Genomic DNA, 320 nt, shown 5'->3' with positions numbered 1-320 from the left:
AGACTGTCCCCGGTGGATGTTTTCCCGACCGCCAGGTCCGCACTCAGTGCGCGGATGGCCCGGGTGGCCGTAAACATATTTATCGTGGTGGAGTTATCCCCGCTGTCACCGCCGCTGGCCGTGGCAGAAGAACTCACCACCCAGTGCCCGATATTGGCTTTCAGGTCCGCTGAGCCAAAGGCCGAGGTGTTATTACGGCCGGTGTTGGCGTTCGCGTTATAGTTCACGCGAAATGCACTGGTCCCGTAATCCCAGTCCACATTCTCCGGCATCTTCACCAGCCCCTTCTGGGGAATGGACAGCGCCAGACTCTGGGTGGA

General features: G+C 59.7%; 1 pseudogene. It reads right to left on the bottom strand.

What is annotated here, in order from left to right:
* Nucleotides 1–320: pseudogene (locus tag BEA93_RS24860) on the bottom strand (outer membrane usher protein PefC); the annotation flags it as partial.

Origin of the sequence: Escherichia sp. MOD1-EC5950 (assembly GCF_002965345.1) — a bacterium.
Classification (GTDB): domain Bacteria; phylum Pseudomonadota; class Gammaproteobacteria; order Enterobacterales; family Enterobacteriaceae; genus Escherichia; species Escherichia marmotae.
Note: the sequence above shows the minus strand (reverse complement) of the source record. Positions and strands in the feature narration are given on the sequence as shown.